General features: G+C 73.6%; 17 protein-coding genes. 11 read left to right on the top strand and 6 right to left on the bottom strand.

Annotated features, from left to right (window positions below; translation table 11 throughout):
* Positions 1-153 precede the first annotated feature (153 nt).
* Positions 154-693 carry a hypothetical protein gene (locus tag O4U47_RS22275; RefSeq protein WP_270679880.1) on the top strand — a complete coding sequence of 180 codons (540 nt, stop codon included), beginning with the start codon at positions 154-156 and terminating at the stop codon, positions 691-693.
* Positions 694-776: 83 nt separating this feature from the next.
* The gene (locus O4U47_RS22270) at positions 777-1,682 is read left to right on the top strand and encodes a TrmH family RNA methyltransferase (RefSeq protein ID WP_270679879.1); all 906 of its coding nucleotides are present in this window, start codon (positions 777-779) and stop codon (positions 1,680-1,682) included.
* On the opposite strand, the gene O4U47_RS22265 is transcribed toward O4U47_RS22270, so the two are convergent.
* The gene (locus tag O4U47_RS22265; protein ID WP_270679878.1) at positions 1,577-2,281 is read right to left on the bottom strand and encodes a PadR family transcriptional regulator; all 705 of its coding nucleotides are present in this window, start codon (positions 2,279-2,281) and stop codon (positions 1,577-1,579) included. The two genes, O4U47_RS22270 and O4U47_RS22265, sit on opposite strands and share 106 nt — an antisense overlap.
* Positions 2,282-2,502: 221 nt before the next feature.
* Here O4U47_RS22265 and O4U47_RS22260 point away from each other — a divergent pair, with 221 nt between their 5' ends.
* Positions 2,503-3,402, top strand: a complete 900-nt coding sequence (locus O4U47_RS22260; protein WP_270679877.1) for a 2-hydroxyacid dehydrogenase — start codon at positions 2,503-2,505, stop codon at positions 3,400-3,402.
* A gap of 36 nt (positions 3,403-3,438) precedes the next feature.
* Here O4U47_RS22260 and O4U47_RS22255 read toward each other — a convergent pair whose 3' ends face one another.
* Positions 3,439-3,627 carry a hypothetical protein gene (locus O4U47_RS22255; protein ID WP_270679876.1) on the bottom strand — a complete coding sequence of 63 codons (189 nt, stop codon included), beginning with the start codon at positions 3,625-3,627 and terminating at the stop codon, positions 3,439-3,441.
* Between O4U47_RS22255 and O4U47_RS22250 the strand changes: the two genes are divergently transcribed.
* Complete coding sequence (locus tag O4U47_RS22250; protein WP_270679875.1) at positions 3,628-3,885, top strand: hypothetical protein; 258 nt, start codon at positions 3,628-3,630, stop codon at positions 3,883-3,885. It abuts the gene before it with no gap.
* Between the two features lie 231 nt (positions 3,886-4,116).
* On the opposite strand, the gene O4U47_RS22245 is transcribed toward O4U47_RS22250, so the two are convergent.
* Positions 4,117-5,049: an RNA-guided endonuclease InsQ/TnpB family protein gene (locus tag O4U47_RS22245; RefSeq protein WP_270679874.1), complete on the bottom strand. Its 933-nt coding sequence runs from the start codon at positions 5,047-5,049 to the stop codon at positions 4,117-4,119.
* A gap of 239 nt (positions 5,050-5,288) precedes the next feature.
* On the opposite strand from O4U47_RS22245, the gene O4U47_RS22240 reads away from it, so the two are divergent.
* From O4U47_RS22240 to O4U47_RS22220, 5 genes are all read left to right on the top strand, one after another.
* Complete coding sequence (locus O4U47_RS22240; RefSeq protein WP_270679873.1) at positions 5,289-6,461, top strand: C40 family peptidase; 1,173 nt, start codon at positions 5,289-5,291, stop codon at positions 6,459-6,461.
* A gap of 502 nt (positions 6,462-6,963) precedes the next feature.
* Complete coding sequence (locus tag O4U47_RS22235; protein ID WP_270679872.1) at positions 6,964-8,679, top strand: FAD-dependent monooxygenase; 1,716 nt, start codon at positions 6,964-6,966, stop codon at positions 8,677-8,679.
* A 54-nt stretch (positions 8,680-8,733) separates the two neighbouring features.
* The gene (locus tag O4U47_RS22230; protein ID WP_270679871.1) at positions 8,734-9,903 is read left to right on the top strand and encodes a homogentisate 1,2-dioxygenase; all 1,170 of its coding nucleotides are present in this window, start codon (positions 8,734-8,736) and stop codon (positions 9,901-9,903) included.
* Positions 9,903-10,937 carry a hypothetical protein gene (locus tag O4U47_RS22225; RefSeq protein ID WP_270679870.1) on the top strand — a complete coding sequence of 345 codons (1,035 nt, stop codon included), beginning with the start codon at positions 9,903-9,905 and terminating at the stop codon, positions 10,935-10,937. Before O4U47_RS22230 ends, O4U47_RS22225 begins: the two co-directional genes overlap by 1 nt.
* Complete coding sequence (locus O4U47_RS22220) at positions 10,934-12,379, top strand: fumarylacetoacetate hydrolase family protein (protein WP_270679869.1); 1,446 nt, start codon at positions 10,934-10,936, stop codon at positions 12,377-12,379. Before O4U47_RS22225 ends, O4U47_RS22220 begins: the two co-directional genes overlap by 4 nt.
* A gap of 165 nt (positions 12,380-12,544) precedes the next feature.
* Here O4U47_RS22220 and O4U47_RS22215 read toward each other — a convergent pair whose 3' ends face one another.
* Entirely contained in the window at positions 12,545-13,951 is a 1,407-nt protein-coding gene (locus O4U47_RS22215) for a hypothetical protein (protein WP_270679868.1), read from the bottom strand.
* A gap of 256 nt (positions 13,952-14,207) precedes the next feature.
* On the opposite strand from O4U47_RS22215, the gene O4U47_RS22210 reads away from it, so the two are divergent.
* The gene (locus O4U47_RS22210; RefSeq protein WP_270679867.1) at positions 14,208-15,146 is read left to right on the top strand and encodes a glycerophosphodiester phosphodiesterase; all 939 of its coding nucleotides are present in this window, start codon (positions 14,208-14,210) and stop codon (positions 15,144-15,146) included.
* 88 nt (positions 15,147-15,234) lie between these two features.
* Here the strand turns inward: O4U47_RS22210 and O4U47_RS22205 are convergent, their stop codons facing one another.
* Positions 15,235-16,824 carry a beta-N-acetylhexosaminidase gene (locus O4U47_RS22205; RefSeq protein ID WP_408639010.1) on the bottom strand — a complete coding sequence of 530 codons (1,590 nt, stop codon included), beginning with the start codon at positions 16,822-16,824 and terminating at the stop codon, positions 15,235-15,237.
* Between the two features lie 269 nt (positions 16,825-17,093).
* Between O4U47_RS22205 and O4U47_RS22200 the strand changes: the two genes are divergently transcribed.
* Positions 17,094-19,271, top strand: coding sequence for a hypothetical protein (locus tag O4U47_RS22200; RefSeq protein WP_270679866.1), 2,178 nt, complete (start codon positions 17,094-17,096; stop codon positions 19,269-19,271).
* A 13-nt stretch (positions 19,272-19,284) separates the two neighbouring features.
* Here the strand turns inward: O4U47_RS22200 and O4U47_RS22195 are convergent, their stop codons facing one another.
* On the bottom strand, positions 19,285-20,571 hold the full coding sequence (locus O4U47_RS22195; RefSeq protein ID WP_270679865.1) for a hypothetical protein: 1,287 nt from the start codon (positions 20,569-20,571) through the stop codon (positions 19,285-19,287).
* Positions 20,572-20,691 lie beyond the last annotated feature (120 nt).

The raw sequence follows: 20,691 nt of genomic DNA, 5'->3' as shown, positions 1-20,691 counted from the left end.
GGCCCCGGGGTGCTAGGGCGTGTTGTGCGGGCCATGGACGCCGTGTGCGGCGGCCATGGCCCGCACAACACGCCCTGGGGGGGATCCGGGACCAGTGGACGAAGCGCCGCCTCACGTCGAAAAGTAATCGCCCGACTACGTAGAGTGGCATCCATGTCCAAGCAGAACCCCCGGCGCCGGTCCCCCCGCGCGATCGGCCCCGCCGTGCTCGGGGCGGTATGCGCAGGCGGAGCCGTCGCGTGGGTGCTCGGCGCGGTCCTGTCCCTCCTGCCCACCCCGCCCGAGACCGGGGCGTCGGCCGCCGGATCGCTCGACACCGTCAGCGAGTCCGTGCAGGAGGACCCCGAGGCGCCCACCGCGGAACTCCAGGTGCGGCTGACCACGGGGGAGCGCGCCTACATCCAGAACATCACCTGCACCGGCGACGCCTCCGCCGACCCCGGCGTCTGCGCCGACCTCGCCCTCGTCCAGGCGGAGACCGCCGAGAGCGACGGCATCGGGCTGTTCGACGAGGTCCCCGAGGACGCCGTGTGCGAGGAGGACCACGACTACGGGCCCGGACAGGCCCACGTCGCCGGCGAGTGGGGCGGCGAGGAGATCGACACCGAGGTCACCCGCGCCGACTCCTGCGAAGAGGTCCGCTGGCAGCGCCTGCGGCCCCTGATGGACGCGGTGGCCGACGCCGCCCCCTGACCCGCTTGCCCCGGTGCGCCCGGCACCCGCAGGGGAGCGCCGCCCGGGATCAGCGGTTCGGGGATCGGCGAGAATGGTGGCCCATGGACGCCATCGAGGTCACCGACCCCCGCGACCCCCGCCTGGCCGACTATGTCGGGCTGCGGGACGTCACTCTGCGCAAGAGCCTGGAGTCCGAGCACGGGCTCTTCATGGCCGAAGGGGACAAGGTCATCCGCCGCGCGCTGCGGGCGGGTTTCGTGCCGCGGTCGCTGCTGCTCACCGAGCGCCGCCGCGAGGCCCTCGGCGACCTGCTCGACGATGTGCTCGACCGGGGCGACGCGCCCGTCTACATCGTCTCCGAAGAGGTCGCCCGAGGGCTGGTCGGATTCCACCTGCACCGCGGCGCCCTCGGGTCCTTCCACCGGAGCCCCCTGCCCGCTGTGGGGGACGTCCTCGAAGGGGCGCGCAGCGTCGTCGTCCTCGAGGACATCGTCGACCACACCAACGTCGGCGCCATCTTCCGCAGCGCCGCCGGGCTCGGGGTCGATGCGGTCCTGCTGTCGCCCAGGTGCGCCGACCCCCTGTACCGCCGGTCGGTCAAGGTCTCCATGGGGTCGGTGTTCACCCTCCCTTACGCCCGTATGGACGACTGGCGCGAAGGACTGGGGGAGCTGCGCGAGCGCGGCCTGCGCATCCTCGCCCTGACACCGGGGGAGGACTCCGTCCCGATCGGCGACGCGCTGGCCGCCGAGGCGGGGCGGCCGGCCGCGCTGCTGCTGGGCACTGAGGGCGACGGGCTCTCGTCCCGCTGGCTGGGCCAGGCCGACGCGCGCGTGCGCATCCCCATGGCCGGGCGCGACGTCGACTCGTTCAACGTCACCGCGGCCGCGGCGATCGCCTGTTACGAGTTGGTGCGCTGCTCGGCCCGCGACGATGCCGGGGCGGCCGCGCCGTCGTCGTCCTCAGAGCCGTCCGGGGGCCCGTTGTCCGTGCCCCCAAGGGCGTAGAGCAGCTCGTCCAGCTCCGAGAGGACCTCCTTGGCCAGGTCGCGCTCCGCGGCGTAGCGCCGCTCGGCCCACGAGGTCACCAGGGTCGCGAAACGGTGCCGGGCGTAGTCGTGTTCAGCGATGCGGTTGGACGCCTCGGCGGAGGCCCGCATCTCCTCGGAACGGTCGCGGTGCTCTGACACGATCTCCCGGAGCCGCTCGGGGTCGGCGTAGGCGCCCAGCCAGACCCGCAGCATCGCGCCGTTGCGGGCGGTGGGGTACTCGACCGGGACGTCGCGGATCCAGGCCGCCAGCGCCTCCCGGCCCTCGGGGGTGATCTCGTAGCCGCGCTTGGCGCGGGCGCTGCGCGTCCCCACCGGGGCGTCGGCGACCGGGACGCTGCGGTGGTGTACGTAGCCGTGGCGCTCCAGCCGCTGCAGTTCCGTGTAGATCTGGCTCATCGCCGGGACACTGTGGAAGTAGCCGAGGATGTTCTCCGCCCACTGGCGGAGCTGGTAGCCGGAGAGCTCCGTCCCGAAGGAGAGCAGCCCCAGGATCGCCCAGGAATTGACCGGGAGCGAGGGGCGGGGGACGTTGCGAGCGGTATCGGTCGTCGGCATGGCGATCACCCTACGTCACGAAGCGGAGGGGCGCTCTGGGGCCAAAGGGCCGCGATCCGGGGCCCTGACGGCCCTGACGGCTCCGGTTCCTCCGGCGCGCGCACGGCTCGGGCCGCGGCGCACCGGGAGGCCCACGTCCCAGACGCCCCTGATAGCGTCCCACCTCGGGCGGAGCCGGCCCAGCCCGCTCCGCCCGCCGCTTCGCATCCCGAGGAGGAGAGATGCCCGACCGGGTCCTGGTGCCCTGGGAAGAGAACCTGTCCGCCGTCCCCGAGGGGTTCGACGGCGCCGTCTTCGACGGGCAGGGAGAGCCCGAGGACCTGTCGGACGTGGTGTTCTACGTGATGCCTTACGGGCGCGGCCAGCGGGTCGACCTGTTGCCCCGCATGCCCCGCATGCGCGTGTGCCAGCTCCTCACCGCCGGGTACGAGAACGCGGTCCCGCACCTTCCGGACGGGGTGCTGCTGTGCAACGCGCGCGGGCTGCACGACGCCAGCACCGCCGAGCACGCGCTCGCGCTCATCCTCGCCGACCGGCGGGACCTTCCCCGGTGGTCTGCGGACCAGCGCGCGCAGACCTGGAATCCGCACTACACGCGTTCTCTGGCCGGGTCGCGGGTCCTGATCGTCGGCCATGGCAGCATCGGTCGGGCGCTGGAAGCGCGCTTGGCGCCCAATGAGTGCGACATCGTGAAGGTCGCCCGCACGGCCCGGCCCGGGCAGGGGGTCCATGGGATCGAGGACCTGCACGCCCTCTTGCCGGAGGCCGACGTCGTCGTTCTGCTCACCCCGCTGAGCGAGGAGACGCGCGGCCTCATCGGGGAGAAGGAACTGGGCCTGATGCGCGACGGTGCGCTGGTGGTCAACGTCGCCCGAGGGCCGGTGCTCGACACCGCCGCCCTACTTGAGCAAGAGGGACGGATCCGGGCGGCGCTCGACGTCACCGACCCGGAACCGCTCCCGCAGGACCACCCGCTGTGGACCGCGCCGAACGTTTTCGTCACGCCGCATGTGGCGGGCGGCTCGGACACCTTCTATCCCCGCGCGCGCAGATTCATCGACGAGCAGCTCCGCAGGTGGGGCAACGGCGAGCCCCTGGAGAACGTGGTCCTGGAGGGCTGAAGGACGGTGCGGCGGGGCGACCACGCCCCTCTCTCCTCACGCCGCCGTGGACGCGACGGGCTCGTCGAAGTCGATGCGGTGGTCGAAGATCCAGGAGTGCCCCTTCTTCTTGGCGATCATCGGGATGACCACCGACATGAACGCGTCCCGGAAGAACGCCTGAACCGGCCCGGTGGCGAGCTTGCTGTTCCCGCGCTTGCGGCCCTCGGCGACGCCCTTCTCCACGTGCGCGCTGAGCTGTTCGCCGACCTCATTCGCCGCCTGGGCGAGTTCTTCGAGAAGTACAGCGACGAGATTGCGGGCTTCTTGGAGGAGGCGGCCGCCCGCCAGGCGCAGGCGACCGCCGAACTAGAGGCCGAGGGCGGGGCCGCAAGGGATTGCCAGCCTTCGGGCGCATGCGCGCGCAGGGCATCGGTCGAGTCGGCCGAAGAAGGTCAGCTTTGCGCATGCGCGTCCGCTGAGATCCGGGCCGCTCTGACTTGAACAGGGGAATGCCCATGACCATGGAACTGTGCGAGTGTTCTGAGCAGCCCGGGGCCGGTCTCCGGCCCACGAGTGAGCACATCGATGTTCCCAAGGGCTACAAGGTCGAGGGTCCTCGGAGGGAAGATCTACTTGAAGGCTCCCCTGTCTGAAGGCGAGGGATTCCCGCCCGGCCTTGCGGCCGGTCGCCCCTGGTGGGGCGCCTTCATGGCGTGTACGGGGATTCACGGCTCAGGCAGCCGTCCGGGCCTGCGGCCCGGACGGTCTTAAGCCCTCGACACCGTCCGGGGTCCAACCCGCCCGGACCAGCATCACACGCGCGGAGTTCTTGTCCCTGGGGGACACGGCCCCGCACGCGGTGCGGGCATAGGTCTTCTCGGAAAGCGGCAGTGCGTGCTTGGTTCTCGCTCCGCACGAAGCGCAGTCCATCGTGGTATGCGCGGGATGCACGAGACGGACGTCCCGCGCGTGCTTGCGGCCCATCTCGACCAGCGCCGCCTTGGTGGCGCTGATCGCGGCGTCGACCGCCTTGCGCGCCATGGTCGACTTCGCCAGGAACCTGGGCTTGAAGTCCTCCACCGCGATCCGGTCGTGGTCGCGCGCGACGCGCTTGTGCAGCTTCGCCGCCGCCCTCTCGCCGTGCTGGGGGTGGGCAAGGTCGTGGTCGTCGCTGGTGGTGGTCGCGACCTCTTTCACGCCCCAGTCGACGCCGAGCGTCCGGCCGGTGGCCGGGAGCGGCTCCACGGCCGCGGGCACGACGAAGGAGGCGTACCAGTGTCCCAGGCAGTCGCGGTAGATCCGGACCGATGTGGGATCGGCGGGCAGGGCGCGCGACCAGACCACCCGGACCGCGATGCCCCCGGCCAGGTGCAACCTGCCATCGCGCAGCCGGAAGCCGCGGCGGGTGTAGTTCAGCGTCGGGTCGGCGCGGTCGCGCTTTTTGAACCGGGGCATGCCCGCGCGCCGGTGCACGGGCAGCCGGGCCTTGATGTCCTTGAGGGCTTTGGCACGGGAGGCGGCGAAGTCCCGGACGGTCTGCTGCTGGGGGACCGAGGCGCCCTTGCGCAGCCACCGCTTCGCCGAGCGCCAGCCGGTCAGCATCCTGTCCAGCCGCGCGGGACCGCACTCCTCGCGGGCCCTGTGCGCGGCCTTGGAGGCGGCCACGCACTGGTTCCACACCCACGGGCACCGCGAAACTTCAGACCTCCCCCGGTACCCCGGCCACTGGAGGTGACCCGGGCGCTCCGCCGCACCGCGGCGGGCGGCCGGTTTCGGCCAGAGGCCGGGGATTCGGTTCCTCCTGTGTTCACCCGTGCACGGCTTGAAAACGGGGCGCCGTCCGCCCATGCTTGTACGCGATGTCCGCCCACCCTCCGTCAGGCGCGGGAAAGCGAGGTCGATTCGTGCGGGACCGGCTGAGAACGTGCGCGGGAACCACCGTCGCCTTCGTGGTGGCCTTCACCGCGCTGGGGGCGCCCGCTTGGGCCGAACCCGAGCCCAACGTCGCCGACCGCCCCCCGGTCGGCGCTCCGCACCCCGCGGCCGTGCCCGAGCCGGGCGGGGGACAGGCCTCCCCGCCCGTGGCCGACGCCGCCGCGCTCAAGGACGGCACGAAGGTCGCCCCCCTGGGCGAGCCCCGCAGCCGCGAGTACTTCGCCGTCCTTCCCGAGCCGCTGTCCGACAAGGCGGTGCGCCGGGTGCGCGGCCTGGACGGCGTCGAGGCCGTCGAGGTCGTCGACGCGGCGCGGGTGAACGTCGAGGGCGAGGAGACCTCGGTCCTCGGGGTCGACCCCGGCGGCTTCCGGAACTTCGCCCCCCGCCCCTCCGCCGAGTCCGACGAGATCTGGCAGGGGATCGCCGAGGGGCGCATCGCCCTGTCCGACGACGCGGGCAAACAGCGCGGCCTGGACGTGGGCAGCGAGGTCGACATCGCGGGCGCCGACGGCGACCGGCCGGCCGAGGTGTGGACCCACGCCACCTCGGGCGTCGCCGGCATCGACGCCCTCGTCTCCCGCGGCCTCGCCTCCGAGCTCGGCTTCCCCGAAGGGAACGGCCTCATCGTTTCGGCCCCCGGCGCCGACCTGTGGGAGCTCAAGGACCGCCTGGAGGAGGCCCTCGGAGAGGACGCCTCGCTCCAGCTCCTGGCCGAGGACCCCGAGCCGCGCCCGTCGGGCGCGCGCGGGGAGGCCGTCCCCGAGGACACCATGGAGCGCGTCATCTCCAACGCCGAGACGATGGTCGGCGTGCCCTACGTGTGGGGCGGCGAGTCCCTGGCCGAGGGCGGCTTCGACTGCTCGGGGCTGCTCCAGTGGGCCTTCGCCGAGGAGGGCATCGCCATCCCGCGCGTCACCCACGACCAGTGGTACGCCGGGGAGCACGTCGAGTGGGAGGACGCCCGCCGGGGCGACCTCATCTTCTGGCGGTCCGACCCCACGGCGCCCGACTACATCTCGCACGTGGCGATCTACCTCGGCGACGGAAAAATGCTGGAGGCCCCCCGCACCGGCTTGGACGTGCGCGTGACCGACGTGCGCATGCCGAAGATGGCGGGCGTCGTCCGGGTGCAGGTGGACTGAGCCCGTCCGACCGGCCCCGGGTCCCGCGCGGGCCCCGGGGCCGTCCCTGGGAACGCGAAGGGGCGGTGCCGCGCCGGCACCGCCCCTTCTCATCTCCTGGCGCCGAGGCCAGCCGGGAGGGGAGGGCTGGACTCCGCAGGAGGGGAAGCAGGGCGCGTCACTGAGGGAGGGGGAGTCAGCGATACCGGCCCTGCGCGTGGCTTATTCGGCTATCGAACACACGGCTCTCACCAAGCGGCGTTCGCTACCCGGTCAAGGTAAGCAGCGCGGGGGCGATTTGGCAAGAGCCGTAACGACCTCCGCATCACCGCCATGGCGCCGAAACCGGCGGAAAACGCCGATACGGCGGCCGGTCGCGGGTCAAAGCGGGGTATCGGCGGGTTCAACGCCTGGGCCCAGGGATGAACGCCTCCCAGGGGATATCTTTGGTGGTGCGCGTCACACCTGCAGTGCGGGTGCGGCGGACGGTGGCCGCGGAGTTCGACCCCGGGAGGGCGGACGCATGAGCAGCCGTGACGGGAACGACGCGGGGGCGCCCGGACGCCCTGAGCGCGCGCATCCTCCCGTGATCGTGGTCGGCGCGGGACCGGTCGGGCTGACCGCGGCCCTGGCGCTCGCCCGTGCGCGCGTCGCCTGCACGGTCCTGGAGGCCGAGGACGAGCGCGGCGCCGCCTACTTCCGCTCCACTGGCTCCAAGGCCATCTGCTTCCAGCGCGACGTGCTCGACGTCTTCGACCGCCTAGGGGTGGGCGAGAGGATCATCGCCGAGGGGACGACGTGGACGACCGCCCGCACCTACTACAAGGGCCATGAGGTCCGCACCGTCACTTTCCCCGCCGGGGGCGGCGAGGGCCTCCTGCCGCCGTGGATCAACATCTCCCAGGCGCGGGTCGAGGAGGAACTGCTCGCCGCCGTCACGGCCCACCCCGACATCGACCTGCGCTTCGGACACCGCGTCGTGGGGATCGTCCAGGACGGGGCCCCGGGCGGAGACGGCGACGAACCCCGGGGCGGCGGAGGCGGGCCGGCCGTCGTCGAGGCCGAGGCCCCCGGCGGGACGGTGCGGATGCGCGCCGAGTACCTCGTCGGCGCCGACGGTCCGCGCAGCGCGGTGCGCACGCTGACGGGCGTGGCCTTCCCGGGCGACTCCTTCGGCGACCGCTTCCTCATCTGCGACATCCGCGCCGACCTGCCGTTCCCCAATGAGCGGCGGTTCCACTTCGACCCCGAGTGGAACCCCGGGCGCCAAGTGCTCGTGCACCAGTGCCCCGACTCGACCTGGCGCATCGACTGGCAGGTGCCCGACGGGTTCGACCTGGACGCCGAGCGCCGCAGCGGGGCACTGGACGAGCGCATCCGCAAGATCGTCGGTGATGGCGGCTACACGCTGGTGTGGTCGTCGGTCTACCGCTTTCACGAGCGGTGCGCCGAACGAATGCGCACGGGCCGCGTCCTGCTCGCCGGGGACGCCGCCCACCTGTACGCCCCCTTCGGCGCGCGCGGGCTCAACAGCGGGGTGCAGGACGCCGAGAACCTCGCCTGGAAGATCGCGTGCGCGCTCAGGGTCCACGACCCCGCGGCGGCGGACGCCCTCCTGGAGACCTACCACTCCGAACGCTGGGCGGCCGCCCGGGAGAACCTGCGCGTCACCGGGGACACCATGCGGTTCCTCGTCCCGCACACCGAGGAGGACCGGAGGCGCCGACGCGAGGTGCTGGAGCGCGCGCTGGAGGATCCCCGCGCCGGTGACCGCATCGACTCGGGAAGGCTCGCCGAGCCCTTCCGCTACGCCGACTCGCCGTTGACCACCCCCGGTGGGCCTGTACCGCCGCAGACCCGCCCTGAAGCCCCCGCCCCCGGCGACATCTGCCCCGACGCCCTGTGCACGCCCGTCGGCGCCGCGGAAGGGGAACGGGTGCGCCTGCGGTCGCTGCTCGGCCCCGGCTTCACCATCGTCGCCGACAGGAACGACGACGCGGTCGACGCCGCGCGCGCGTGCGCCGGCCTCCCCGCAGACGTGGCCCCGCTCGCGCTGGAGCGCGTCGACGCCTACGGGGACGCCGCCGAAGCGCTCGGCCACGCGAAGGGCAGCCTGTTCGCCGTGCGGCCCGACGCCCACCTGTGCGCCGTCCTGCCACCGGGAACCCCGCCGGACCGGGTCCGGTCCGCGATCGAACGCGCCTGCGGTGCGCGGGCACCGGCCCGGCGGGGTAGGTGAAGGTCAGGGATCGAGGAGGCGTCAGGGGGCGGGTGCCCCGGAAAGGACGGCGAGATGCCTTTCTACAGGGCTGTCGGAGAGCTTCCCCGCAAGCGGCACACCGTCTTCCGTCGACCGGACGGGGGCATCTACGCCGAAGAGCTCATGGGTGAGGAGGGCTTCTCCTCGGACTCCTCGCTGCTCTACCACCGGTACCTGCCCACGGCCATCCTGAACTCCGAACCCGCCGAGGACTTGCGCGCGCTGAGTGAGGCGCGGCCCAATCTTCCCCTTGCCCCGCGCCACTTCCGCACAGGCGAGCTGCCCGTCAAGGGCGACCTGGTCACCGGGCGGCAGCTGCTGGCAGGAAACGGCGACGTGCACCTCTCCTACGCCGCGGTGGAGGAGGAGAGCGGGCTCTACCGGAACTCGGTGGGCGACGAGACGGTGTACCTGCAGTCGGGCAGCGCGCGCTTCGAGTCGACCTACGGCGTGATCGAAGGGCGCGAAGGGGACTACATCACGGTGCCCACCGGGACCATCCACCGCTGGGTCCCCCACGGCCGCGTGCAGGCCCTGGTCATCGAGGCGTCGGGACATATCCGGCCGCCGCGCCGCTACCTGTCCTCCTTCGGGCAGTTCCTGGAGCACGCGCCCTACTGCGAGCGGGACCTGCGCGGGCCGACCGAGCCGTTCACCGCCGAGGGGCCCGAGGCCCGGACCGCCACGCCCGTCCTGGTCCGCACCCGCGCCGGGCTCAGCAGGATGACCTTCGCCCACCACCCTTTCGACGTCGTCGGGTGGGACGGCTACCTGTACCCCTTCGCCTTCAACATCGAGGACTTCGAGCCGATCGTGAAGAAGACGCATGCGCCGCCGCCGGTGCACCAGACGTTCGAGGGGCCCAATTTCGTGGTGTGCTCGTTCTGCCCGCGCCCGCTGGACTTCCACGAGGACGCGGTGCCCATCCCCTACAACCACCACAACGTCGACTCCGACGAGTTCATGTACTACGTCGCGGGGGACTACGCCGCGCGCAAGGGGTCGGGCATCGGCATCGGGTCGGTCTCACTGCACCCGGCCGGGTTCACCCACGGCCCCCAGCCCGGTGCGGTCGAGGCGGCGCTCGGGGCGCCCTCCACGACCGAGACCGCCGTCATGGTCGACACCTTCCGGCCGCTGGACATCGGACCCGCGGGGCGCGCTTCGGAGGACCCCGCCTACGCCTGGAGCTGGGCCCGCTGATGCCGGGCAGCGGCCACGCGGCCCCGGCAGGGGAGATCCTGCTGCACGGGCTGGTCGACGACGCGGGCCTGCTGCCGCCCGCGCCGCTGTCGCTCTTCCAGGCACTGCAGCGCAACCGCACCGACCGCATCCTCGCGCACCCCCTGCTCAGCCGCAGGCTGCTGTGCCCCTCCGGGCTGCTGCCCGACCTGGCCCGGCGCGCGCGCCGCGGCGCCGCAGCGGAGGCCGCCCTGGACGGAGCGGTGCAGGGCGAGGTCGACCGCGAACTGGAAGCGGAGCCGGAGATGGTGCCGGGGTTCGGGCACGGGCCCGGTGCCGGTTCAGAGACGGGCCACGGCTCCCCGCCGCCCCCGCGCGGGCGCCCGGAGGCCCCCGAGGCCCCCTTGGACGTGGGGGTGGTGCTGGGCACCGACGGAGGGGCCGTGCCCGCGGACGTCACCGGGTTCCCGGGCGTGCGGGTGGTGCACGTGGAGGCCTGGGCGCTGCCGGAGGAGGTGCGCCGGGCGGCGCTCCTCGCCAGGGTCGGTGGCGCCTTCCGGCTCCGGACCGTCTACTTCGAGATGCCGCGCGGCTCCCGCCGGGTGGAGTCGGTCGCGGCGTTGAGCGGCGCCCGCCCGCTCGGGGTGCGCATCCGCTGCCACGGAACGCGCGCCTGCCCGCCGCCCGGCGTCACCGAACTGGCCGACACCATCGGCGAGTGCGTGTTCTGGGACGTGCCCTTCCGCGTCGCGGCCGGGCAGCACCGGGCGGTGTCGGCCCCGGCGGTCGGAGGGCTCCCCGCCCGCCACGGCTACCTCAACGTGCTGCTGGCGACGGCTGCGGCGGTGGAGGGCGCGGGCGCCGGAGAGGTGCGCGAGGTGCTGCGCACCACCGATGAGGAACTGATCGCGGCCCGGTTCGCGGCGGTGGGCTGGAGGACCGCGCTGCGCACGCGCCGGGTGTTCACCGGGGTGGGCGCGCGCAGCACCGGCGAGCCGCCGCGCGACGTCGAGCGCTTGGGACTGCTGGGAACGGTGGGGGAGGGGGTCGCGTGACCGCGGACACGGAGCGGACGACCGGGACGAGGACGACGTGGGTGTCCGGCGCGGACGAGGCCGGATACGGCGCGGACAACCTGCCCTACGGGGTCTTCCGCGAAGGCGGGGGCGGACCGGCCCGGGTGGGGGCGCGCATCGGCGGCATGGTGCTCGACCTGGCGCCGCTGCTGAGGGAGCCCGAGTTCGCCCGGCCGTCGCTGGTGCCGTTCATGGCGAGGGGGCCGATCGCCTGGCGCGCGGTGCGCGCGCGCATCGCAGGGATGCTGGCCGACGAGGCGGGGCGGGCCCAGGCCGAACCGCACCTGATCCCGCTGGAGCGGGTGGAGATGGCGGCCCCGGTCGCGCCGCACGCGCACACGGGGTACCTGTGCTCGCTGGAGTACGCGAGCAACGCGGCGCGGATCCTGGCGCCCGGGGAGGAGGTCCTTCCGGGGCCCTGGGAGGACCGCCCGCTGGGCGGCGGGGGACGGCCCGCGTCGGTGACCGATCCGGGCGGCCCGGTGCCGCGCCCGAGGGGACGGCGGGCGGCGCGCCGGGAGGGGAACGGAGCCGTCCCAGGGGCGGCGTTGAACGGCGGATGGGAGGGCGCCCCCCGCACCGCGGCCGGTGCTCGGCCTCCGTCCGAGCCCGGGGCCGGGGCCGCCGGTGCAGGCGGATCCACTGGGAACACGGGACTCATCGGGAGCACGGGATCCACCGGGAGCGCGGAGCCCTCTGGGAACACGGAGCCTTCCGGGAGCGCGCCTTCGCTCGCCGAAGGCGACCTCGGTCCGAGCAGGCGCCTGGACGTCGGTGCCGAGCTGGCGTTCGTGGTGGGCGCGCCGAGCACGCCGGGCAGCCGGGTCCCGGTGGGCGAGTTCGCCGAGCACGTGTTCGGCGCCGTGCTGATCGCCGCGTGGTCCGCCCGCGACCTGCCCGCCGAGGACGACGCGCGGGGGCCGCTGCCGGGCCGGGCGGTCGCCACGTCGGTCTCGCCGTGGGTGGTGCCGCTGGACGCCCTAGGGGCGGCCCGTATCCCGGCCCGTGACCGCAGGCCGCCGCTGCCCCACCTGCGCAGCATCGCCGACTGGGCACTGGCAATGGGGTTCGAGCTGCGGGTGAACGGCCAGACGGTGGCCCGGCCGCGGCTGTGCGGGGCGTACTGGACGCCGGATCAGCTCGTGGCGCAGCTGACGGCCGACGGGACGGCGCTGGAGACCGGCGACCTGGTGTCGACGGGGACGGTGTCGGGCGCGGGCCCGGCCCGCGAGGAGCGCGGGAGCCTTTTGGAGCTGGGCGACGGAGGGGAGCATCCGCTGGTGCTTGCGGACGGTTCGGAACGCGCCTTCCTGGAGGACGGCGACCGCGTGTCGGTGACCGCCACCGCGCCCGGTCTGGGAGGCGGCTTCATCAGTCTGGGCGAGGCCGAGGGGACCGTGGCCCCGGCGTCCCAGGAGTGACGCCTCCTCCCCGCGATGATCTCGGCGAAAGCGCTGCCTGAATCGCCGGAATGACAGCACCTTTGCCGAGATCATCGCAGAGGGGGACGCCAAGGCGCCGCCGTGCTCGCACGGCGGCGCCCCCGGTGCTCGTCGGTCGTGCTCACGGCCGAGCGCACCACCTGCTCAGTCGCCCATGCGCTGGGCGGGCAGGGTCCACGGCGCCTCGCGCCATGCGCCCGCGTAGCGCGCGCCGACCTCCTCATCGCCCTTCTCGGCGCCTTCCTCGTACCACCACTCGTCGGCCTTCAGCCGCTCGATGCAGGCGTCCACCGCGGTCCTGCGGTCGGCGATGGCCGTCTTGCCCCAGAACCCGGTGAACTTCTCCGCGTCCCGGGCGGTCTCCCGCATCTCCTTGTCCAGCTCCCCGCCGGTGATCTCCTCGGCCAGGCAGGTCCGCACGTCGGCGGCGGTCGCCCCTTCGGGAAGGCGGATGCCCACGGTCTCCCCGTCGGTCGCGGCCTCGGCGCCCTCGTCCCCTCCGGCGGCCGCCTCACCGGCGTCCGTCTCGGTGCCCTCGGCGTCCGACTCGGCGTTCTGCTCGGTGGTGCCGTCCGCGGCCCCCTCGGAGCCGGCCGCGTCCTCGGCGCCGGTGTCGGCCGCCGCGTCCTCGGCATCCGGTGCGGCCTCGGCGGTCTCAGCGCCCTCAGTGCTCTCGCCCTCGGTGGCCTCGCCCCCGGCGGCGGGGTCTTCGGCGGCAGGCTCCTCCTCCGCCGGGGCCTCCTCTACCGGAGCCTCTGCCTCCGGGTCCTCCGCCGCGGGGGCTTCGGCCGCCGGCTCTTCAGCGGCGGGCGCCTCCTCTGCCCCCGGCTCCTCGGCGGCGGGGTCTTCGGCCGCGGGGTCTTCGGCCGCGGGCTCCTCCGGGGCCTCTTCCGCCGGGGCCCCGCCTGCCGGGGACTCCTCGGCGGGGTCTTCGGCCGCGGGCTCCTCGGCCCCCTCGTCCGACGGCGGGTCGTCCTCGGACTGGTCCGCGGCCTCCTCCACCTCGGCGGCCTGCGGGCGGACCGAGGTGGCGAACTTGGCCAGCTCCTCGGCGTCCCACTTGTCGGGCTGCAGGTAGGCCGCGACCGCGACGCCCTCCTCCTGGAGGAAGAAGTAGTCGCCCGTGGACTCGGAGACGTAGGCCTCCTGCCTCTCGGACTCGGCCTCCACCCGCTCCAGGGACGCGTCCTCGAGGTGGTCGTAGCGCTGGCTCCGCAGCACGTCGAGCGAGGTCAGGTCCGGGTCCCTCAGGATCGCGACCTTGCCGTAGGTGGCGTCCGGCCCCTGCACCCACGCGATGTGCGAGGCCCGCTCGCCCTTCTTGCCCGTGGCCGACTCGGCGCTGATCCCGTACCGCTCCAGCTCCGCCGGCAGGTATCCGATCTCGAAACCGTCGATGGCGTAGGTCGAGGCGCGCTGCTGGATGACCGGCCAGCGCAGGCCCTCGTCGTCGTCCGCGGCGGCCGACGCGCCGCCCAGCAGGCCGAACCCGGCCAGACAGACGGCGGTCGTCCCTGCCAGCGCTGTCCACCGCTTGTGGTGCTTGCGCATGTTTCGACCTCTCGTTTGACTACCTAGCGTTGTAGGAATGACACGTTGCGTGGTGCAAACTGTCATCACCATCAAAAGTCGCACACGACGTAGTGAATCGGTCACAAGGAGTGCATCGTGTCGAGATTTCGCTCCGCCCCCGCCGGGGTGTTCCCAGGGGCGGCACGGGCGCCTCGCTTCGAGGTCACCCGGCGGTAACCGTCCGAGTCGAGTCTTGAACGGTCGGTGAGAACCGGTCTCGATGAGAAGGAGTGTCATGATCCGACGGCTCGGGTTCACCGCGGCCACCCTGGCTCTCGCCTTGGTGGGCGGGGGTTCCGCCGTGGCAGCAGACGACACCGGACTCCGTTACTCCCCGCTCGGCCCCGCGAGCGGCTCCGCGGCGCTGTCGGTCCTCGACGTCGCCCACCGGGGCGCCTCGGGGTACGCGCCCGAGAACACCCTCGCCGCGATCGACGCCGCCAAGGTCCGCGGCGCCACGACCGTCGAGATCGACGTGCAGCGCACCAAGGACGGCGAGCTGGTCGTCTTCCACGACACCACGCTGGAGCGCACCACGGACGCCGAGGACGTCTTCCCGGGGCGCGGCTCCTACGACGTCGCCGACTTCACCCTCCAGGAGATCCGCAGCCTGGACGCGGGCTCCTGGTTCGACCCCGCCTTCGAGGGGGAGAAGGTGCCGACCTTCCAGGAGGCCCTGGACCGGCTGCGCAAGCACGGTCTGAACCTGCTCCTGGAGGTCAAGGCGCCGGTCCTCTACCCCGGCATCGAGGCCGACATCTCCGAGACCCTGGCCCGCAACCCCGCCTGGCTGGTGCCGGTCGGCAAGCGCGGCAAGCACCGCCTCGTCATCCAGAGCTTCGACTGGGCGTCGGTGGAGCGCTCGCACGACCTGCTGCCGACCGTCCCGCACGGGCTGCTCGGCCAGGTCCCCGAGGGCGAGATCGACGACTACGCGCGCTGGGCCGACCAGATCAACCCGAGCCACAAGACCCTGACCGCCGACTACGTGGACGCGGTGCACGACGAGGGGATGGCCGTGGTGACCTACACGGTCAACGACGCCGACGACATGCGCACGGCCCTGGACAAGGGCGTCGACGGGCTCATCACCGACTACCCGGACATCGCCCGCCAGGTGATCCGCGAACACGAGCGCTCCGAGGCCGCCGAGGAGGCCGAAGCGGCGGCCTGACACGGGACCGCCACCGTAGGAGGGGCCGGCGCAGGAGCGACCGGCCGACGCGGCCCGGCCCCCGCACGGGGCCGGGCCGCCGTGCGCGTCAGGGGCGGCCCTCCACCCCCGGGCGGCGCTGCCACGGGTGCGGGCCGTCCAGCGGCCTGTACTCGACGCCGACGGCGTCCAGGCGCTCCAGGTGCGCCTCCAGGCGCGGGAGGAACTCCTCGAAAGACCGCTCGTGCGAGGACCACGCCACCTCGGCGAAGGCCGACAGGCGGGGGAAGGCCATGAAGTCCACGGTCCTGGGCGAGTCCATGTGCTCGGTCCAGATGTTGACCTGCGCCCCGAGGACGTGCTCGGCGCCCTGCTCGGCCAGCTCCGGCGGGACCGGCTCGGAGCCGTAGACGTCGGCCACCGTCAGCAGGGTGCCCACCGGGATCGGCTCGTCCGGCCCGTCCGACTGGCGGTAGTCCAGGTAGGAGGTGGCGGTGGGGCACATGATCACGTCGTGTCCGGCCTGGGCCGCGGCGATGCCGCCCTTGGTCCCGCGCCAGGACAGCACCGTCGCCCCCTCGGCCAGGCCGCCCTCCAGGATCTCGTCCCAGCCGAGCAGGCGGCGTCCCTTGGACGCGAAGTAGGCGTCGAACCGGCGGATGAACCAGCTCTGCAGGGCGTCCTCGTCCCCGAGGCCCTCCTCGGCGATGCGGGCCTGCGCCGTCTCGCTGGCGCGCCACTGCCCTTTGGGGCACTCGTCCCCGCCCACGCAGATGTAGGGGCTGGGGAACAGCTCCATGATCTCGTCGAAGACGCCGCGGTAGAACGCGATCGTTTCGTCGGTGGTGTTGAGGACCGTCTCGATGATCCCCCACTCCCGGCCCACCCCGACCTGTCCGCCCTCGCCCAGCTCGGGGTAGGCGGCGATGGCGGCCTGGGAGTGGCCGGGAACGTCCACCTCGGGCACCACGGTGATGTGGCGGGCGGCGGCGTAGGCGACGATCTCGCGGATGTCCTCCCGGGTGTAGAAGCCGCCGTGCGGGCGCCCGTCGAAGGTCTTGGGGGTGCCCGCGCCGACCTGGCTCTCCGCGCGCCACGCGCCCACCTCGGTGAGCCGGGGGTAGCGCCGGATCTCCACCCGCCAGCCCTGGTCGTCGGTCAGGTGCAGGTGCAGCACGTTCAGCTTGTGCATGGCCATCAGGTCGATGAAGCGCAGTACCCCGTGCTTGGGCATGAAGTGCCGGGCCACGTCCAGCATGCAGCCGCGCCAGCCGAAGCGGGGGCGGTCGGTGATGCGCACCGACGGCAGCCGCCAGACCCGCCCGCCCAGGGCCGAGCGGCGGTAGGCGGCCGACGGCAGGAGCTGGCGCAGGGTCTGCGCGCCGTAGAACACCCCGGCCGGGTCGTGGCCCACGACGACGGCGCCCTCGTCGTCGGCGATGAGGCGGTAGCCCTCGGGGCCCAGCCCGGCGTCGGGGTCGACGGTGAGCCGCAGCCGCGCGTCCTCGCCGCGCCCGGGCGGCAGCGGCAGGCCCGTGGCGGCGCCCAGCTCGGCGCGGAGCCACGCCTCGGTCCCGGCGGCCTCGGGGTCGGCGTCGATGCGGGTGGAGGCGTCCAGCTCCAGGCCGTCGGCGCCACGGCCCGCAGCGCCGCCGGGCAGGGTCTCGGCGGGGAGGGGGACCAGGGGGAGTGCAGGCACGGAGGCTCCTCATCGGTCTAGACCAGTGACGGGGCCCATCGTGCCACGCGGCGGCCGGAGGCGCACGGGTCGGGGAGACGGGGGCGGCGGTCCGGTGTCCGCACCGGGCACGGGACGTTCCGCCCGCGCGCCGCCGGGGCGGGGCCGGGGGGACGGCCGGATGGGGACACTCGGGGACACTGCGGTGCGGCGCGGCAGGGCGCGGGAAGGCCGAGAGGATAGGGTTTCCCGGCATCGGACGGGCCGCCGCGACCCCCAGGAAGGCTTGGATGACCCCGATCGACGACAGCAGCCCCGACCGCGCCGGAGCGCTCCCCGTAGGCGCGTGGAACAACGCGGTCGGCGTGACGGGGAACGTCGTCCAGGCGGGCACCGTCTACGGGGGGTTCCACCTGAAGGTGGTCGAGGACCGGGGCCGCCGTGCCGTGTACCGGCCCGAAGGGGACACAGCGCTCGCCGCCCCGCCGTTCCTGGGCTGGCACCCCGACGCCGAGCGGTGCGCGCTGGAGCTGTGGCAGGGGTGGCGCCCCCAGGCGTCACCGGTGTCGGTCTTCCGTGTGTACGGCGAATCGGGGAGCGGCCTGACCGCCACCGCGCGCCTGATGTGCGGAGACTGGCTGGCGCGGGCCGCCTCGGAACACCGGCGCGTCGCCCGGACCGTGAACCTGGGGTACCTGCCGGTCCGCAGAGCCCTCCAAGAGCTGCTGCGGGACATGGGCGTGCCGGACGAGATGCTCGGCACCGACCCGTCGTCCCTCTTCCGGGCCGTCACACGCGACCAGGGGCCCACCGCCCTGATCGTGGAGAACCCGCGCAGCGCGCGCGACGTCGAGCGACTGCTGCCGGGGGCGCGCGGGAGCATCGTCGTGGTCGTCGGCGGCGCCGGGGGAGACACCCTGCGCCACCCCGAGTTCGGCACGTTGGAGGTCCACCCCGTGCAGGTCGGCCCCCTGAGCGAGAAGGCCGCGTTGACCCTGCTGGGGATGGAGCTGGCCGCCCTCGGCCTTCCGGACGCCTCCCCGGAAGGGCTCCGGGAACCGCTCGCCAGGCACGGCCGCACGATGCGCGGCGTCCGCAGGGCCGCTCTCGAACACCGGCGCGCGGCCGCCACCGGCGAGGAGGACACGTTGGGATCCGTGGATGCCGCCTACGAGGCGCTGGAACCGACCGACAGGATGCTCGTCGGGTTGCTGGCCCTGGTCGGACGGCCTGTGGGGCACAGGGTGCTGGCACTGGCACTCGACCGGGAGGACGCCGACACCCGGCTGCGGTCGCTGGTGGACCTCGGGCTGGTCGAGTCCGAAGCCGGTGAGGACGGCCCGCGGTTCCGCCTCCACACCGACCTGCGCGAGATCGCCGAAGCGCGCTGGGCGGGGTTCGACCGTGACCAAGGGCGCGACCTGCTCGTCAAGCGGTACTGCGCCGCATGCCACTCGCTGGCCTTGGACGCCCACCTGATGCTGATGCCGGGACGGCGCCTGATCGCGGAGGAGCGCAGGGAACCCCGGTCGTTCACCCGGGTCGCGGAAGCGAAGCGCTGGCTCGGGGAGGAGCGGCTCGCCCTGGAACAGGCGGTGTACCTGGCCGCAGAGGAGGACGGGCCGGGATCGCACCAGGGGCTGAGGCTCTGCCAGGTGCTGTGGGCCCTGTACTTCAAGGACTCCCTGTTCCACGACATCATCTCCACGCACGAGCCGGTGTTGGAGAAGGCGCGGTGGGACGCCGGGCCCAGGCTCGCCCCGCCGCTGCTGGTGGCCAAGGTGCGGTCGCAGCTCGTCCGCGCCCTGCTGGAGATGAGCGATCTCGACCGCGACAGGCTCGACGAGGCCGAAGGGCAGGCGCGTCAAGCGGTGGAAGAGGCGTCGGGCGATGCCGGTGCCGGGGGCGCCCCAGAGGACAAGGCCCTGTTGATGTCCACCGCTTCGGAGATGCTGGCGGAGGTGCTCGCGGCGCGGGGGGATACGGCCGGGGCCAGAGAGGAGCAGGAGCGGTCGCTCGCACTCGCCCACAAGAGCGGCGACATGCGCGCCGTTCTGGTCGAGCGCCAGAAGCTGGCCCGCCACCTGCATAGGGCGGGCGAGGCGCACGCGTCCAGAGGGGAGCTGGAGGCGGCCTGGGCCGAGGTGCGCGCGCTGGCCGACCGTGATCTGTACAACGAGGGGCGCATCCTGATGTCCCTGGCCGACCTGGACGCCGCCGAGGGGGAGTACGGCGCCGCGGAGGCCCGCCTGGCCGAGGCGCTGGAGGCGTTCGACGAGAGCGGTTCGCGGCGGCGCGTCGCCGACGTGGTCGCCCAGCGCGCGGAGCTGCGCGTCGCGCAGGGCCGTCGGCCCGAAGCACTGCGGGAACTGGTCGAGGCCCGGCGGATGTACGAGCAGATGGGACGCGGGGTCGACTTCCTCCGCACCGATGAGCGCATCAAGGCCCTGCCGCAAGCTCCACGTTGATCATCGCGGGCGCTCAGGCGGCCGGGTCGATCCGCACCGTTGCCGTCCGCTCTCCCAGGTGCAGCTTGACCGCCATCGGCCGCCACAGGTCGCGCCCGTCCGCATCGGCGCGCCACAGCGCTGCGAGGCCCGCCTCGGCCGGGATGTCCGCCGTCGCGTCCTGGAGGCGCACCCGCACGGTCAGCGGCCGGTCCTGCGCCGCCGTTCGAGGGCTGCCGGGAACGAGCGCGGCGACCACCGCGCCGTCGGGCCCGACGGCCGCCGCGATGCGCAGGCCGGCCCCCGTGGCGAGTGTCCCCTCCGCCCAGGCGCGCGCCCCCGGCGTCGGCTCGCGCCGGACCAGGATGTCGGCGCTGTCCCGCCATACCTCGTCCGGCTCGGAGGAGTCGACCAGAAGATGGCTCCGGGCGGGCCCACCGCCCGCCGCTCGGTGCATCTCCGCCGGGAACCGGCGTACGCGTACCTCGGAGGTATCACCCTCGGCCTCCACCAGCAGGGGGCCGACACGTGCGCCCCGGGGCCAGTCGAGCGCCAGGGGCTCCGGCGGTTCCGGAGGCGTCACCCGCGCCGGGACCTCGGGCTCGTCGAGGTTCATGAACCCGTAGAACAGCGCGCGCAGCGCCGTGCCGGACCTGCCTGGCAGCGAAGTGAGCTGACTCGTCTGCGACGCGAAGCGGTCCGGGCCGTGGGCGGCCGCGTCGTCGAGGAGCTGGTGTTCGAGCGGCGCGGCGTCGTCGAGCACGCGCGCGCTTCGGCCGAACGCGCCGACGGGGGAACCGGGGTCCACTTCGTCGTGCGGGAACGTCCCGAGCATGGTGTGCGTGCCCAGGGCGGCGCCGTAGAAGGTGACCGAACCGTGGTCCCCGATGACGTGGTCGGCGGCGGCCAGGGCGGCCTGCCAGCCGGCGCGCGGCGGGAGCACGGCCAGGCCCGACCGCTCGCAGGACGCCAGCCAGGCGCGCATCTGCCACATGCCGTGCCCGTACCAGGCGTTCGGGTGCGCGACCAGGACCACCCGGTACTCGTCGCGGGGGAGCTCCCGCAGGACCCGCCGGATCAGCTCGGGGCGGCGCCCCAGCAGGGAGGACGGCCCCCAGGTCGAGGTCAGCAGGACGAGGCGGCGCCCGTCGTCGGCATCGAGCGCGCGGCGGTAGTCATCGCGCCAGCGGCGCCCGGCCAGGATGCGGTCGAAGGTCGGGTCCCCGGCGACGACGGCCGCGGGCAGGGCCTCGGGGCATGTCCGCCGGACGCGGTCGCGCTGCTCCTCGTGCGAGAGGACCAGCGCGGAGGGGATGAGCACGCCGTCCCGGAAGAGCGTCGCCCGGGATATTCCGAATACGCCGGGTGCGGAGTGCGAATGCGGATCGGTTTCCGGTTTCCGGTTTCCGGTTTCCGGTTTCCGGTTTCCGGTTTCCGGTTT

This window comes from Nocardiopsis suaedae, assembly GCF_027706745.1.
GTDB lineage: Bacteria > Actinomycetota > Actinomycetes > Streptosporangiales > Streptosporangiaceae > Nocardiopsis_A > Nocardiopsis_A suaedae.
Note: the sequence above shows the minus strand (reverse complement) of the source record. Positions and strands in the feature narration are given on the sequence as shown.

What these genes read in the sequence shown, in the direction of transcription:
- O4U47_RS22265 (WP_270679878.1), bottom strand. Translation starts at nt 2,281, where the DNA reads ATGCCGACGACCGATACCGCTCGCAACGTCCCCCGCCCCTCGCTCCCG.
- O4U47_RS22235 (WP_270679872.1), top strand. Translation starts at nt 6,964, where the DNA reads ATGAGCAGCCGTGACGGGAACGACGCGGGGGCGCCCGGACGCCCTGAG.
- O4U47_RS22270 (WP_270679879.1), top strand. Translation starts at nt 777, where the DNA reads ATGGACGCCATCGAGGTCACCGACCCCCGCGACCCCCGCCTGGCCGAC.
- O4U47_RS22200 (WP_270679866.1), top strand. Translation starts at nt 17,094, where the DNA reads ATGACCCCGATCGACGACAGCAGCCCCGACCGCGCCGGAGCGCTCCCC.
- O4U47_RS22230 (WP_270679871.1), top strand. Translation starts at nt 8,734, where the DNA reads ATGCCTTTCTACAGGGCTGTCGGAGAGCTTCCCCGCAAGCGGCACACC.
- O4U47_RS22260 (WP_270679877.1), top strand. Translation starts at nt 2,503, where the DNA reads ATGCCCGACCGGGTCCTGGTGCCCTGGGAAGAGAACCTGTCCGCCGTC.
- O4U47_RS22275 (WP_270679880.1), top strand. Translation starts at nt 154, where the DNA reads ATGTCCAAGCAGAACCCCCGGCGCCGGTCCCCCCGCGCGATCGGCCCC.
- O4U47_RS22215 (WP_270679868.1), bottom strand. Translation starts at nt 13,951, where the DNA reads ATGCGCAAGCACCACAAGCGGTGGACAGCGCTGGCAGGGACGACCGCC.
- O4U47_RS22210 (WP_270679867.1), top strand. Translation starts at nt 14,208, where the DNA reads ATGATCCGACGGCTCGGGTTCACCGCGGCCACCCTGGCTCTCGCCTTG.
- O4U47_RS22225 (WP_270679870.1), top strand. Translation starts at nt 9,903, where the DNA reads ATGCCGGGCAGCGGCCACGCGGCCCCGGCAGGGGAGATCCTGCTGCAC.